At 53.6% G+C, this 14,726-nt stretch carries 14 protein-coding genes; 4 read left to right on the forward strand and 10 right to left on the reverse strand.

Annotated elements, in window-relative coordinates; translation table 11 throughout:
• Positions 1 to 2: 2 nt before the first annotated feature.
• On the reverse strand, positions 3 to 452 hold the full coding sequence (gene nrdR / locus HV237_RS18240) for a transcriptional regulator NrdR (RefSeq protein WP_016152032.1): 450 nt from the start codon (positions 450 to 452) through the stop codon (positions 3 to 5).
• A 153-nt stretch (positions 453 to 605) separates the two neighbouring features.
• Between nrdR and HV237_RS18245 the strand changes: the two genes are divergently transcribed.
• Together HV237_RS18245 and HV237_RS18250 are read left to right on the forward strand one after the other, a co-directional pair.
• Complete coding sequence (locus HV237_RS18245) at positions 606 to 1,145, forward strand: DUF3251 domain-containing protein (protein ID WP_016155853.1); 540 nt, start codon at positions 606 to 608, stop codon at positions 1,143 to 1,145.
• Positions 1,146 to 1,443: 298 nt separating this feature from the next.
• Positions 1,444 to 2,307, forward strand: coding sequence for a nucleoside-specific channel-forming protein Tsx (locus tag HV237_RS18250; RefSeq protein WP_003021561.1), 864 nt, complete (start codon positions 1,444 to 1,446; stop codon positions 2,305 to 2,307).
• A gap of 45 nt (positions 2,308 to 2,352) precedes the next feature.
• Here HV237_RS18250 and HV237_RS18255 read toward each other — a convergent pair whose 3' ends face one another.
• From HV237_RS18255 to queA, 7 genes are all read right to left on the reverse strand, one after another.
• Positions 2,353 to 3,045 carry a YafY family protein gene (locus HV237_RS18255; RefSeq protein WP_047357691.1) on the reverse strand — a complete coding sequence of 231 codons (693 nt, stop codon included), beginning with the start codon at positions 3,043 to 3,045 and terminating at the stop codon, positions 2,353 to 2,355.
• Between the two features lie 23 nt (positions 3,046 to 3,068).
• Entirely contained in the window at positions 3,069 to 3,434 is a 366-nt protein-coding gene (locus tag HV237_RS18260) for a VOC family protein (protein WP_016152028.1), read from the reverse strand.
• 169 nt (positions 3,435 to 3,603) lie between these two features.
• Positions 3,604 to 4,575: a protein translocase subunit SecF gene (gene secF, locus HV237_RS18265; protein ID WP_003021550.1), complete on the reverse strand. Its 972-nt coding sequence runs from the start codon at positions 4,573 to 4,575 to the stop codon at positions 3,604 to 3,606.
• A gap of 10 nt (positions 4,576 to 4,585) precedes the next feature.
• Positions 4,586 to 6,433 (reverse strand): protein translocase subunit SecD, encoded by a 1,848-nt coding sequence (gene secD / locus HV237_RS18270; RefSeq protein ID WP_003021547.1) that lies wholly within the window; start codon positions 6,431 to 6,433, stop codon positions 4,586 to 4,588.
• A gap of 27 nt (positions 6,434 to 6,460) precedes the next feature.
• Entirely contained in the window at positions 6,461 to 6,793 is a 333-nt protein-coding gene (gene yajC, locus HV237_RS18275; protein ID WP_003021544.1) for a preprotein translocase subunit YajC, read from the reverse strand.
• A gap of 22 nt (positions 6,794 to 6,815) precedes the next feature.
• Entirely contained in the window at positions 6,816 to 7,943 is a 1,128-nt protein-coding gene (gene tgt, locus HV237_RS18280; protein WP_003021535.1) for a tRNA guanosine(34) transglycosylase Tgt, read from the reverse strand.
• 55 nt (positions 7,944 to 7,998) lie between these two features.
• Positions 7,999 to 9,069, reverse strand: a complete 1,071-nt coding sequence (queA, locus tag HV237_RS18285; RefSeq protein WP_003021529.1) for a tRNA preQ1(34) S-adenosylmethionine ribosyltransferase-isomerase QueA — start codon at positions 9,067 to 9,069, stop codon at positions 7,999 to 8,001.
• Between the two features lie 217 nt (positions 9,070 to 9,286).
• Here queA and acpH point away from each other — a divergent pair, with 217 nt between their 5' ends.
• On the forward strand, positions 9,287 to 9,868 hold the full coding sequence (gene acpH / locus HV237_RS18290; RefSeq protein ID WP_047357690.1) for an ACP phosphodiesterase: 582 nt from the start codon (positions 9,287 to 9,289) through the stop codon (positions 9,866 to 9,868).
• Positions 9,869 to 10,036: 168 nt separating this feature from the next.
• Positions 10,037 to 10,639 carry a peroxiredoxin gene (locus HV237_RS18295; RefSeq protein WP_003021524.1) on the forward strand — a complete coding sequence of 201 codons (603 nt, stop codon included), beginning with the start codon at positions 10,037 to 10,039 and terminating at the stop codon, positions 10,637 to 10,639.
• Positions 10,640 to 10,687: 48 nt separating this feature from the next.
• Here HV237_RS18295 and HV237_RS18300 read toward each other — a convergent pair whose 3' ends face one another.
• Both HV237_RS18300 and HV237_RS18305 read right to left on the reverse strand, forming a co-directional pair.
• Positions 10,688 to 12,082: a DUF3999 domain-containing protein gene (locus HV237_RS18300; protein WP_047357689.1), complete on the reverse strand. Its 1,395-nt coding sequence runs from the start codon at positions 12,080 to 12,082 to the stop codon at positions 10,688 to 10,690.
• Positions 12,079 to 14,721 (reverse strand): DUF2339 domain-containing protein, encoded by a 2,643-nt coding sequence (locus tag HV237_RS18305; RefSeq protein ID WP_047357688.1) that lies wholly within the window; start codon positions 14,719 to 14,721, stop codon positions 12,079 to 12,081. Before HV237_RS18305 ends, HV237_RS18300 begins: the two co-directional genes overlap by 4 nt.
• Positions 14,722 to 14,726 lie beyond the last annotated feature (5 nt).

Raw genomic sequence — 14,726 nt, forward strand, 5'->3', positions numbered from 1 at the left:
GCTTAGTCCTGTAGGCGAGCAATCTCTTCGCCAAATTCTTTGATATCTTCGAAACTCCGGTAAACCGAGGCAAAGCGGATGTAGGCGACTTTATCGAGTTTTTTCAACTGCTCCATCACCAGGTTGCCGATCATTTTGCTCGGCACCTCACGCTCGCCAGTCGCACGCAGTTGTGATTTGATATGGTTCAACGCCATTTCGACGTCATCTGAGCTGACCGGACGTTTCTCAAGCGCTCTGAGCATGCCGCTGCGCAGCTTATCTTCATTAAAGGGTTCACGCACATCGTTGCTTTTCACAACGCGCGGCATGACAAGTTCAGCCACTTCAAAAGTGGTGAAACGTTCGTTACAGACCAGACACTGCCGACGGCGGCGTACTGAGGAGCCCTCGCCTACAAGACGAGAGTCAATTACCTTAGTGTCTACGGCGAAACAGAATGGGCAATGCATACGGCGTCCTGTCCTCAGTGGTTAACAGAAATCTATTTTACCCTGAACTGGCGTGACAACAAAGGCGCAGCGCTTTTGAGACAAAGGATCGATGCCTTCGTGCTCGGTGCGCACTACCATTATGCTATCGCGACAATGAAGGAAGTAATCACAATGACAAGACGTTACCTAAGAATTCTCCTGGTGGGAAGTCTCTTTAGTCTTAGCGCATGCGCACAGCAAAGCGAAGTACGCCAGATGCATCAAAGCGTTAGCACGTTGAATAAAGAGATGACACAGCTAAATCAGGAAACGGTAAAAATTACACAACAAAATATGTTGAATGCCAAATCAACCAGCGGAGCCTATCTGCTGCCGGGTTCCAATACACCAGCCCGACTGGACAGCCAGATTGGCATGTTACGGATGTCACTTGTCAATATTGCGCCGAACGCCGACGGCACGCGGCTTACATTACGTATTCAGGGTGAATCCACTACGCCTTTACCCGCCTTTAGCGCCACCGTCGAGTATGGACAAATTCAGGGCACCACGGATAACTATCAGGAAACGAACGTTCAGAACCAATTGGTAACGGCCCCGGCAAGTATCCTTGCTCCCAGCGACGTAGACATTCCGCTGCAGATAAATGGCCTCTCTCCGGACCAGTTAGGATTTGTTCGTATCCACGACATCCAGCCTGTTAATCAATAAACTTTTTTGCGGGACGTTTTGTGCGTTCCGCAACATCACTCCGGCCCGTTTTGTTACTCACCTGACATAACCGATATTTCTGGTAAAACTTGGCAACATTCATGGGAGCCAGTACAATTCGCCGCCTAAAGTAAGCAAACGTGAACGCAATCGATTACGTAAATGATAGAACTGTGAAACAACACATATTTTTGTGAACAATGATTTTTATAATAGGCTCCGAAGAAACACGAAATATTTAGAAACGCAATTTGCGCCTTTTTCACTCCCGAAAGGGATTTCAAACAGTGGCATACATATGAAAAAAACATTACTTGCAGCCGGTGCAGTGCTGGCGCTCTCCTCGTCTTTTACTGCCAACGCTGCAGAAAATGACAAACCGCAATATCTGTCCGACTGGTGGCACCAGAGCGTCAACGTAGTGGGAAGCTACCACACCCGTTTCTCCCCGAAACTGAACAACGACGTTTATCTGGAATACGAAGCGTTTGCCAAAAAAGACTGGTTTGACTTCTATGGCTACATCGATATTCCGAAAACCTTCGACTGGGGTAACGGCAACGATAAAGGCATCTGGTCTGACGGTTCCCCGCTGTTTATGGAAATCGAACCGCGTTTCTCCATCGATAAACTGACCGGTGCTGACCTGAGCTTTGGTCCGTTCAAAGAGTGGTATTTCGCCAACAACTACATCTACGATATGGGTGATAACAAAGCCAGCCGCCAGAGCACCTGGTATATGGGTCTGGGTACCGATATCGATACCGGTCTGCCGATGGGTCTGTCCCTGAACGTGTATGCTAAATACCAGTGGCAGAACTATGGCGCATCCAACGAAAACGAGTGGGATGGCTACCGTTTCAAAGTGAAATACTTCGTGCCGATCACCCAGGTTTGGGGCGGCCAACTGACCTACATCGGCTTCACCAACTTCGACTGGGGCTCCGATTTGGGTGATGATCCGAACCGCACCAGCAACTCTATCGCTTCCAGCCACGTCCTGGCGCTGAACTACGATCACTGGCACTACTCCGTAGTAGCGCGTTACTTCCATAACGGCGGCCAGTGGAAAGGTGGAGATACTCTGAACTGGGGCGAAGGCGACTTCAGCGCGAAATCTACCGGTTGGGGTGGTTACCTGGTCGTAGGTTACAACTTCTAATCCTGCCAATTTATCGCAGACAAGCCAGCTTAACCGCTGGCTTTTTTATGGCTGGTCTTCACAGCGTACTTTACGTAAAAAGTCACTTAGCGAGCGATCTGCAGATTCACGAAAATGCCTGTCGAGCGGCGTGATCTTCAGACACCGATCAACGCGAAAGCAGCGATAATCGTCACGTTTCTCGCACCAGGCAACCAGCAACCAGTGCTCACCCCAGAAAAATAACCCCAGCGGCTGAACGTCGCGCCAGGAGAGATTCCCGGACTCGTCGCGATAATGCAGCGCCAACACATGCTGCGCCGAAACCGCGCGATGTATGAGATCAAAAGCACTGCGTGAATGCGGCTGATTGCCAAAATCTGGCGCGAAAACCCGCGTTTGCTCGGCTCTGCGCCGACACTCTGGCGGCAATATCGCCAGCACTTTTTCCTGCGCGGATTCCAGCGCCTGTGAGAGTGAATCCCCGCCCCATGTTTTCAGCAACCGAATCGCTACCATTAACGCTTCTGATTCGCGATGCGTTAACATCAACGGCGGCAGATCAAACCCCGCCATTAAGCGGTATCCACTGCCCACTTCTCCTTCAATGGGCACGCCGGATAAAGAGAGATCACGGATATCGCGATAAATCGTCCGTTCAGAAACCTCAAGACGTTCTGCCAGCAGCGCCGCCGTTGTCACTCGCCTGCCACGCAGGATTTGTACAATCTGAAACAAGCGGTCGGCGCGTCTGGTCATTTTAATCCTCAGTCCTGAAAATATTACGCGGGTTGATGTAAACCAACGCGATTGCCTTCGCTGTCAGTAAACAGCGCAATAGTGCCAATATCCTGCCCCAGTTCGAGCGGACCAAACACGCACTGACCGCCAGCGGTGGCGACGCGTTTAAGCGTTGCAGCCAAATCATCCGTATGCAGATAAATAATAGCGCCCTGCGCTGAAGGCGTAATACCGTCAAATTTAGCCAGCGCCCCGCCGGGAGCGGGATCCTGATGTGGAAATACGGCCAGCTCCGCGCTGTCCATATTCTCACGACGCAAAGAAACCTGCATCACTGGCTCATAAAAAGCAATGGCGCGCTCCATTTGTGCCACGGGGATTTCAAACCAGCTAATTACGTTATTCATACTTCCTCCTGCCTGTGTGGGTAATCTCAGAAGGACTATAAGACAGGGCTACTGACAGCATACTGTCAGTAGTATGGCGACCGGAAAAGATAATGGACTGCTAGCAAATCGCAGGCAAAAAAAATCCCGACCTTGCGATCGGGATTCCAGTGTCTTCACTCTTAATAGTTTAAGGCAGAATTGACGGTTGATCCGCCCCTTCTTTCTCAACCTTCTGCTGCAGCATGTGCTCACGCTTCATACCCAGCTTCAGCGCCAGCGCCGATGCTACGTAGATAGAAGATGCAGTACCGATGGAAACACCGATCAGCATCGTCAGCGAGAAGCCTTCCAGTACCGGACCACCGAACAGGAACAGCATCAGAATAACCATCAACGTCGTACCGGACGTAATCAACGTACGGTGCAGCGTCTGAGTCAATGACACGTTAAAGATTTCGTAAGGCGTCCCGCGACGAATTTTGCGGAAGTTTTCACGAATACGGTCAGATACGACGATACTGTCGTTCAGCGAGTAACCGATTACCGACATCAACGATGCGACGATAGTCAGATCAATCTCGATATGGAACAACGACAGGATCCCAAGTGTGATAATCACGTCGTGCGCCAGAGCGATAACTACCCCTGCCGCCAGTCGCCACTCAAAGCGGAAACCGACGTACACCAGGATAGATATCAACGCTGCCATCAGCGCCATTGCACCGGTTTGCGCCAGGTCTGCCCCCACGCTCGGACCTACGAATTCAATTCGCTTCACCGCGGCGTTTTGGTTGGTGGATTCGTTAATCACACTCAACACTTTGCTGCCCAGTACCTGACCGCCGTCTGCGCCTTCAGTTGGCGGCATACGCACCATAATGTCGTGGCTGCTGCCGAAGTTCTGCAGAAGCGGATCAACAAAGCCCGCTTTCTCCAGCGCATCGCGCATCACGTCCATATCGGCCGGTTTTTCCAGCGTGATTTCAATTACCGTACCACCGGTGAAATCGAGACCCCAGTTAAATCCGCGTACGCCCATCACCACGATGGCCGCAATCAGCAGGAAACCTGAAATGCCGAAAGCCCAGTAGTCCCAGCGCATAAAGTCCCAGACTTTACGGCCGTGGTTCAATTGTTCAACAGTATATTCCTGTGCCACTTCGCACTCCTCAGATTGACAGCTTTTTGACGCGCTTGCCGCCATACAACAGGTTTACGATGGCACGTGTACCGACAATCGCGGTAAACATCGACGTCGCCACACCAATACCGGTAGTAATCGCGAACCCTTTAATTGCCCCGGTGCCAACTGCGTACAGGATAATGACCTTAATCAGCGTCGTAATGTTCGCATCAAAGATGGAGCTAAATGCACCCGCATAACCTTCATTGATGGCCTGCTGCACCGAACGCCCGTTACTCAACTCTTCTTTGATACGTTCGTTAATCAGTACGTTCGCATCGACCGCGACGGCAAGGGTTAAGACGATCCCCGCAATCCCTGGCATACTCAGCGTAGCGCCCGGCAGCAGCGACATAATACCGACAATCAGTACCAGGTTAGCAATCAGCGCACTGGTCGCGATCAGACCGAACTTCTTATAGAAGAAGATCATGAACAGGATAGACACCACCAGACCGGCCAGACACGCTTCCAGACCCTGTTTAATGTTCTGCATACCCAGGGTAGGACCGATGGTACGTTCTTCAACAATCTGAATCGGCGCAATCAACGCACCGGCACGTAACAGCAGAGAAAGCTGACGCGCTTCGTTCGGGTTGTTAATACCGGTGATACGGAAGCTGTTGCCCAGGCGAGACTGGATGTTGGCGATGTTAATCACCTCTTCCTGTTTCACCAGCACTGCGCGACCATTGGCATCTTTTTTACCGCTGTCTTTGTACTCCACGAACAGGGTCGCCATCGGCTTACCGATGTTGTCCTTGGTGAAGTTGGACATGATGTTACCACCCGCGCTATCCAGCGAGATGTTAACCTGCGGCTGATTGTATTCGTCCTGGCTGGAAGTGGAGTCGGTGATATGATCACCGGTCAGGATCACGCGTTTGTACAGCACAACCGGCTGACCTTCACGAGACTGTTTCACTTCCGAATCACCCGGTACACGCCCGGATGCCGCAGCAGACTGGTCAACGTTGGTATTCACCAGACGGAATTCCAGCGTCGCGGTAGCGCCCAGAATTTCTTTCGCACGCGCGGTATCCTGAATGCCTGGCAGTTCGACCACAATGCGGTCAGCACCCTGACGTTGGACCACCGGCTCAGCAACACCCAGTTGGTTAACACGATTACGCAGAATGTTGATGTTCTGCTGTACCGCGTATTCACGGGCTTCGCTCAGGCGCGCATCGGTCATCACCGCACGCAGAGCATTGCTGCCCTGGCTGGAAATAACCAGATCCTGGTGACGCTTGCTCAGGTAAGAGATAGCTTCATCACGGGCGCTGCTATCACGGAAGGTGATGCTCAGACCGTAGTTATCTTCTTTGCGAACGGTAGTATAAGGAATGCCTTTTTCACGCAGATCGCTGCGCAGGCTATCGATATTTTGTTCCTGCAACTTACTCAGCGCGGTGTCCATATCCACTTCCATCAGGAAGTGAACGCCGCCACGCAGGTCAAGACCGAGTTTCATCGGTTCTGCGTGAATGGCTGCCAGCCAGCGTGGAGTTGCCGGTGCAAGGTTAAGCGCCACGACGTATTGATCGCCCAATACGCCCATTAACACTTCACGTGCGCGCAGTTGGGTATCAGTGGAGTCGAAGCGCGCAAGAATAGCACCCTCTTCCAGAGCCACAGACTTAGGTGTGATTTTATCTTCTTGTAACGTTTTCTGGACCTGGATCAGCGTTTGCTCACTGGCGGCGGCACCGCGCACGCCAGTGATTTGAACAGCCGGATCCTCACCATACAGGTTGGGAAGCGCATAGAGCAGACCGACGACAATAACGACGATCAGCATGACATACTTCCACAAAGGATAACGGTTTAACACGGCAGTTCCCTTTGGGAAAACAATAAATTACAGCGCCTTCATGGTGCCTTTCGGCAGAACGGCAGCTACGAAATCACGTTTAATAACCACTTCAGTGGTGTCGTTCAGCGCGATAGCGATGTAGCCAGATTCTGCTACTTTGGTCACGCGACCCACCAGACCACCGTTAGTCAGCACTTCATCGCCTTTCGCAATGGAGTTCATCAGATTTTTGTGTTCTTTGGTGCGCTTTTGCTGCGGGCGCAGGATCATGAAGTAGAAAATCAGACCAAACACCACCAGCATCAGAATCAGAGACATCGGGCTGCCCTGCGCCGGAGCACCTGTTGCCGCTACCGCATCAGAAATAAAAAAGCTCATTCAAATTCCCTCATTATTAAAATTAATCAACGTTCACAGGTGGAACTGGTCTACCCTGACGTTGGTAAAAATCGGTCACGAAGCTCTCTAATTTACCCTCTTCAATAGCCTTGCGTAAACCCGCCATCAAACGCTGGTAGTAGCGAAGGTTATGAATCGTGTTGAGTCGCGCGCCCAATATTTCGTTGCAACGGTCGAGATGATGCAAGTAAGCGCGCGAATAATTGCGACAGGTGTAGCAATCACACTCAGCATCGAGCGGACTGGTGTCGCTTTTATGTTTCGCGTTACGAATTTTTACCACGCCGTCAGTCACAAACAAATGACCATTACGGGCATTTCGCGTTGGCATCACGCAGTCAAACATATCGATACCGCGACGTACGCCTTCAACCAGATCTTCTGGTTTGCCGACGCCCATCAGGTAACGAGGTTTATCTGCCGGAATCTGTGGGCATACATGCTCCAGGATGCGGTGCATATCTTCCTTCGGCTCACCGACAGCCAAACCGCCGACAGCGTAGCCATCAAAACCGATGTCTACCAGACCTTTAACGGAGATATCACGTAAATCTTCGTAAACACTGCCCTGAATGATGCCAAAAAGCGCATTTTTGTTGCCGAGGCTATCAAAACGATCCCGACTGCGCTTCGCCCAACGCAGAGACATCTCCATCGAGCGTTTAGCATAGTCCCAGTCGGCCGGATACGGTGTACATTCGTCGAAGATCATGACGATATCGGAACCGAGATCGTATTGAATCTCCATCGACTTCTCGGGATCGAGGAAAATCGGATCGCCGTTGATTGGGTTACGGAAATGCACGCCCTGCTCGGTAATCTTACGGATATCACCCAGGCTGAAAACCTGGAAGCCGCCGGAATCGGTGAGGATTGGCCCTTTCCACTGCATAAAATCGTGCAGATCGCCATGCAGTTTCATGATTTCCTGCCCCGGGCGCAGCCACAGGTGGAAGGTGTTACCGAGGATAATCTGCGCGCCAGTTGCTTCAACTTCTTCCGGCGTCATGCCTTTCACGGTGCCGTAAGTACCGACCGGCATAAAAGCAGGTGTTTCTACTACGCCACGATCAAAAACCAGGCGGCCGCGGCGAGCGCGACCGTCTGTGGTATCCAGTTCAAATTTCATCTTAACTCCTGCGTCAGAAAAACAGTCCGACGTTTTAAATACTCATATCGCGGATTTATTCCCCGACACGCTCAGAAATAGCCTGCGGATTGTACGTGATAAACATCGCATCACCGTAACTAAAAAAGCGATATTCCGCTTTTACCGCTTCATGATAGGCGTGCATGGTGTTTTTATAACCAGCAAACGCGGAAACCAGCATGATCAGCGTTGATTCCGGCAGGTGGAAGTTGGTTACCAGGGCATCAATCACCTGATATTTATAGCCAGGATAAATGAATATTTGCGTATCGCCGAAAAACGGCTCGATAAGGTCGTTTTTGGCCGCCTGCGCCGCGCTTTCCAGTGAACGTACGGAGGTCGTGCCCACCGCAATCACGCGGTTGCCGCGCGCTTTCGCCGCCAGCACAGCATCAACGACATCCTGCGGCACTTCCGCATATTCGGAGTGCATGATGTGATCTTCGATGGTGTCTACGCGCACCGGCTGGAAAGTCCCCGCGCCCACGTGCAGCGTGACGAACGCCATTTCAATGCCTTTATCGCGCAGCTTAGCCAGCAGCGGATCGTCAAAGTGCAGACCCGCAGTCGGCGCGGCGACCGCACCGGGTTTTTCGCTATACACGGTCTGATACAGCTCGCGATCGGCGTCTTCATCCGGACGGTCAATATACGGTGGCAGCGGCATATGGCCGATGGCGTTAAGGATATCCAGCACGCTGCGCTCGTCGTTAAACTCGACTTCAAACAGCGCGTCATGGCGTGCCACCATCGTTGCTTTAATACTTTCGTCATCGCCCAGCAGCAGCTCGGCCCCCGGCTTCGGCGCTTTCGAGGCGCGAATATGCGCCAGAATACGTTTGTCATCCAGCATACGCTCGACCAGCACTTCAATCTTGCCGCCGCTGGCTTTACGGCCAAACAGACGCGCCGGAATAACGCGGGTGTTGTTAAAGACCAGCAAATCGCCAGGGTTGAGCTTATCGAGCAAATCGGTGAAAGTACCGTGCGTCAGCGCGCCCGTCGGCCCGTCCAAAGACAGCAAGCGGCAACTACTGCGCTCAGCTTGCGGATAGTGGGCAATCAGGGATTCGGGTAGTTCAAAGGTGAAATCGGTAACGCGCATGACACTGACTCAGACTAAAATAAGAGGCGGGTAGTCTAGTGCCGGGGCGTCCTCCCTGCAACCTTTACCCCTCAAGTTAAAAGACATAATCTATACACAAAATCATTCAAGATGCATCGAGGCGGCAACTGAATGAGTCCCCGGGAGCTTACTCAAGTAAGTGACTGGGGTGAGTGAAGGCAGCCAACAAAGAGGCAGTTTGAAGGATGAAGTGGATATGAATTTTCTTGCACATTTGCATCTGGCTCACCTCGCCGACAGCTCGCTTTCCGGCAATTTGTTGGCCGACTTTGTCCGGGGCAATCCGGAAACGCACTATTCGCCTGACGTGGTGGAAGGCATCTTCATGCACCGTCGTATCGACGTGATGACCGATAACCTGCCGCAGGTGCGTGAAGCCAAAGAGTGGTTTCGCAACGAAACGCGCCGTGTCGCGCCGATTACGCTGGACGTAATGTGGGATCATTTTCTGTCGCGCCACTGGTCGGAAATATCCCCCGACTTCCCGCTGGCGGACTTTGTCCGCTATGCTCGCACCCAGGTGACCACTATTTTGCCTGAATCGCCACCGCGCTTTATCAATTTAAACAACTATATATGGTCAGAGAAATGGCTTGAGCGCTATCGGGACATGGATTTTATCCAGAACGTCCTGAATGGCATGGCCAGCCGCCGCCCACGACTCGATGCCTTGCGTGACTCATGGTATGACCTGGATACGCATTACGATGCGTTAGAGGAACGGTTCTGGCAGTTTTATCCGCAAATGATGGAACAGGCGCAGCGTAAAACCCTTTGACTACAGCCCGTATTAGCCGCCGGATAAGCAGTAGCCGCCATCCGGCAAAAGATTGATAGACAAAACCTGTCTCATTGATTGCCAGCGCCTCTTTGTCTTATTCGCGAACACTCTCTATACTGGCCCGCGTTGCGTTCCAAAAACCCCTTAACATTGCAGGAGAATTATATGGTACTGGTAACTCGTCAGGCTCCGGATTTCACAGCAGCTGCGGTACTGGGTAGCGGTGAGATCGTTGAAAACTTCAACTTCAAACAGCATACCAACGGTAAAACTACCGTTCTGTTCTTCTGGCCGATGGACTTCACCTTCGTTTGCCCGTCTGAACTGATCGCTTTCGACAAACGTTACGAAGAATTCCAGAAGCGCGGCGTGGAAGTTGTTGGCGTTTCCTTCGACTCTGAATTTGTCCACAACGCATGGCGTAACACCCCTGTCGACAAAGGCGGCATCGGTGCAGTGAAATACGCAATGGTTGCTGACATCAAACGCGAAATCCAGAAAGCCTACGGCATCGAGCACCCGGAAGCGGGCGTTGCTCTGCGCGGTTCTTTCCTGATCGACGCTAACGGCGTTGTTCGCCACCAGGTGGTTAACGATCTGCCGCTGGGTCGTAACATCGACGAAATGCTGCGCATGGTTGACGCGCTGCAGTTCCACGAAGAGCACGGCGACGTTTGCCCGGCACAGTGGGAAAAAGGTAAAGAAGGTATGAACGCGTCTCCGGACGGCGTGGCAAAATACCTGACCGAGAACGTTTCCAGCCTGTAATTGGCATGAATCGTAAGAGGCCCGCAAATGCGGGCCTTTTTTATTGGTTTATGTCGGATTACCCTTTTTCACTTCACGCCAGATTCGCCACGCCATAAGCGCCAGTACGGCGACCCCAAGAATTAACGCCCCCCACACCAACAGCGTTTTCCACTGGCTTTGTTGCTCAGCTACTGACGTTGCCGTCAATCGCGCTTCACCACCAAGCGCCACGCTCTCCTGAAGAGTCGCCCACGGTAGATAATCTATCTCCTGCGATTTACGCAGCGACGCCGGGATCAGCATATCGAGACCAACATCAGCCTTTTTCGCCGCCCGGTTTCCCCACGCCAGCATATAAGGCCCTTTGCCCTGCGTATTAAACACCAGTTGATAACTGTCGCGCATGCCGCTCAACTCAGGCAGCCTCTCTGGCAACCGGGCGTTAATGGTCGTCATCCGGACGGCCTCAACCAACTGACCGGAAAGACGAATATCTTCCGCACTCCTCCAGTCCAGATTGTAAAGCATGGTTTTTGTCAGCGGCTGCCAGGGCTCTTTTTCAGCGCTGCGCCAGGCCAGTTCCACCGGTAAAACACCTTCACTTTCCAGATCGATGCGAAGCGAGGTCAGCGGCTGGGGCTGCGCCCATCGCCAGACGGCTTCGTCATCCGAAACCTTAATCCCCTGGGCTTCAATCACGATACGCTCGGATTCCGGCTCGCTGCTGGCCGCTATCGCGCTCACGCTGTTTAACGTCAGCGCCGGACTTTGCGAGTCGAGGATCACAAGCAGGTAGCGAGTCGCCTCCACAGAAAGCGTGAGGCTGGCGCTGATGGTGTCCATTTTCAGGCGATCGTTATCACGCGTCAGATCCATTAACGGCGCATCTTCCTGCACGGGTCGCCAGTAGCGCAAATCACTGCTTGCATAAACCGAGGCTTTCCCCTGCCAGTTGCCCGCCTGCGAGTCCCAGTTCAGGCGTAACTGCGCCAGTGAAAAGGCACCTTTCGTCTCTTCCGGGAGCGTCAGTAAATAGCTCTGGCCGAGCGCTTTGACATCATCACTTTGCAAATGAATTTCAATGCCGCTCTTCGAGCGTAAAACAATAGCGTCTCCGCCTCGTTGCCCCTCCTCACGCGGCGTAACCGGTGACATATCAAGCGGGAAAAAACGCAGCGCCACTGCCTCTGGCGTAACGGGCTGGGTTTTCTGCGCCACCAGAGTAAACGGCACCGTCTCCCCCAGATGGTTAAAGACCCGGACATCGCGCAAATCCGCCCAGGCGGTACCCGGATACACCGCCGGAGGTAGCGAAAGGCGATACCACGGCGATGTGCCCGTAGTTTCCAGCGTCACCCCCGTTACGTAGTCCGCCGGAGACTCTTTCACTTCATCGCTGCTTACCGCCGCGCCTGTCACGCCCAGCAGTACGCTGCATAACACCGCTTTCATCCATTTCATTTTTCTTCTCCAGCTTTGGGCGGTAATGGTGAAAAATACCCGATAATCAACACCAGAATGGCCACACCGATAAACGCAACCGCGCGCGCCAGGCCGCCTCCTCCTGCGCTGTCCACCAGCATCAGTTTCACAATGACTATCCCCAGCAATACCGCGCCACACAGCCATTCCCGACGCGAGCGGCGCCGGGTCGCCCGCAGCATCACCACCAATGCCGCCAGCATCCAGAACAGAGCAAAACAGGTTTGAATCAGCCGTGAATCCCATAGTGTGTCTACACGCCACGCAACCTCGCCATACCAGGACAATGCGCGCAGCAGCACACCATTGAGCCACCAAAAGCTGAGCGCCATCAGCGCCACAACCGGCCATGGGCGACATACCGAAAGCTGCGCCGGGAAATAGCGTTCAGACGCGCGATAAAACACCACCAAGCCCAGCAGGGCAAAAGCTGCGCCCTCTTCCAGCGGGTTGAGCAACGGCAGATAAGTCTGACGATAAACCACGCCATCTTGTAAATTGGTCAGCACGAGCAGACCGACCAGCACCAGCACAACGGGAACCATCGCCTGAACAGAATAGAGGGTAGGCCAGATGCGAAACGGCCAGATTTGTCGATGAACAGACTGATAAATCAGGAAAATAAGCAGCCCGCCAGCCGCCATCATCAGGCCGCTACCCCACGCGGCCCTTCCCCACGGCAGCCCCTGCGCGAACCAGAACAGCTCAACCGCGAGCGCCAGTAAAATCATCCAGAAGAACGATAAATGCGCCAGTCTGGAAAGCATTGGCGGTAATATTTGTGCGTCACGCCAGAGCAGCGCTACCGCAACAATTAGCGCCGCGCACCAGGCCAGATTCAGCCAGCCCGCCGCAAAAATCTGCTGTACAGCGATCTGATACATCAGCATCACCAGCATCATCGGCCACAGCAGCCATTTACTGGCATCCAGCTCCCGCCACGCCAGGCGACCCGCAATACTCCGCCAGCCCCAGCTCGATACCGCCATTAACGCCAGCACGCCAGACAGTACCCACCGCTCCTGTTTCAGAACGAGTTGCGATGCCGCAACGAGCGCAACAATCCAGAAAACCAAACCACCAGCGAGTAGCGCCCAACTGCCCGGCATCCAAATGTTGCGCCATAGCCATGCAGCAACCAGCCAACTGAGGCTGAGCACGGCAAAAATCAGGATGACTGAGAGCGCGGTTGTTCCGTTCGCCAGCGCCCATAGCGCGCTGCCCACGGCCAACACGAGCAGCGCCGAACCGCTATAACTCATGCGTCGTTGCTGTTGTTGCACGCCCAGCCAGAGGATCCCAAGCCCCTCCAGCGACCAGGCCATCGACGTCCAACGGGCTGAAAGCGCCAACGGGATAGCAAGAGTGGTAAACGCACCACCGAGCGCCAGGGCGGACAATACCAAAGGTCTCCCCAGAGAAGAGGAACGGCGCAACGCAAACTTTGCTAACACCAGATAGAAACCACCGTAGCCCAGCGCACTAAGCGCCGGACCATAAGCCATATGCCGCGCAATGGCATACTGCATTCCAAAACCGATCAGCGGTGGGGCAAACAGCAGTACGCCGTCAATAATCTGTTTGCCTTTTTCCTGCGCCCGGAGCGACAACGCCACGCTCAGCACGCCAAAAATAATCGTGTTGGCGATCAGGAACAGTTGGCAACTCAGGTAATACTCTGGTCGATAGCCCTCCAGGCCCCACACCCCGCCAACGCCGAAGGTGAACAACAGGCCGAGCAGATTAAGCTCCCGCCAGTGCTGCCAGATGCTGATGGCGAGAATACCGACCGAGAGCAGAAGATAGAATGAGAAGAGCGCGACATGACTGCCGCCGCCTGTGGAAAGCAACAGCGGCGCGAGATAACCGCCAAGACTTGCCAGCATCGCCAGGCTGAGCGCCTTTTGCAGAATAGCCAGCCCCACACTCGCCGCACAAATCGCCACCAGCAGCGCAAATGCCAGCGTCATTGGCAGCATTTGCCACAGCCGGAACGCGCCAAAGACGGTGAGATAGAGTGCTCCGGTAGCTCCCCCCTGTAATATCAGCGCATAGATCGGTTGCTTATGCCGCAACCGCCAGCCCAACGCCAACAGCACAATAGCGAACAGCGCGGCCGCCACCAGACGCAGCTCCAGCGGAAACAGAGAATGTTCGACCGTATAACGCAGCAGGAAAGAAAGCCCCAAAAACAGGAGCAAAATACCGAGCTTTGCCAACGGGTTACCCTGCATAAACCAGCGCACCAGCGATGACATTACCCCGCCAAAAGTAGAAGGCCGCTCGACGTCGGGCGTAGATACCGCCGCATTATCCGGCTTCGGCTGTGAAGCCCACGGGTTAACGGGCTCTGGCGGCGGCTCAGTTACAGGCTCCGGCGATACGCTGCTCATCGCAGCCGTTGGCGCATCGGCAGGAACAATATCTTTTGCTGCCGTTGGCTCAACGGCGCTGGTCTGCGCCACACCGCGCAGCTCCAGCTCCTCTACCCGACGGCGCAAGACCATCAGCTCAGAACGTACAGCCGCACTGCGTCTGAATGCCACAATCGCGAGGCCAGGAACCACTACCAGCGCGAAGAATAATACAATGCAGCCAAGGGTTAGCAGCTCATCCATGTTTC

This window comes from Citrobacter sp. RHBSTW-00570, from assembly GCF_013739755.1.
GTDB lineage: Bacteria > Pseudomonadota > Gammaproteobacteria > Enterobacterales > Enterobacteriaceae > Citrobacter > Citrobacter braakii.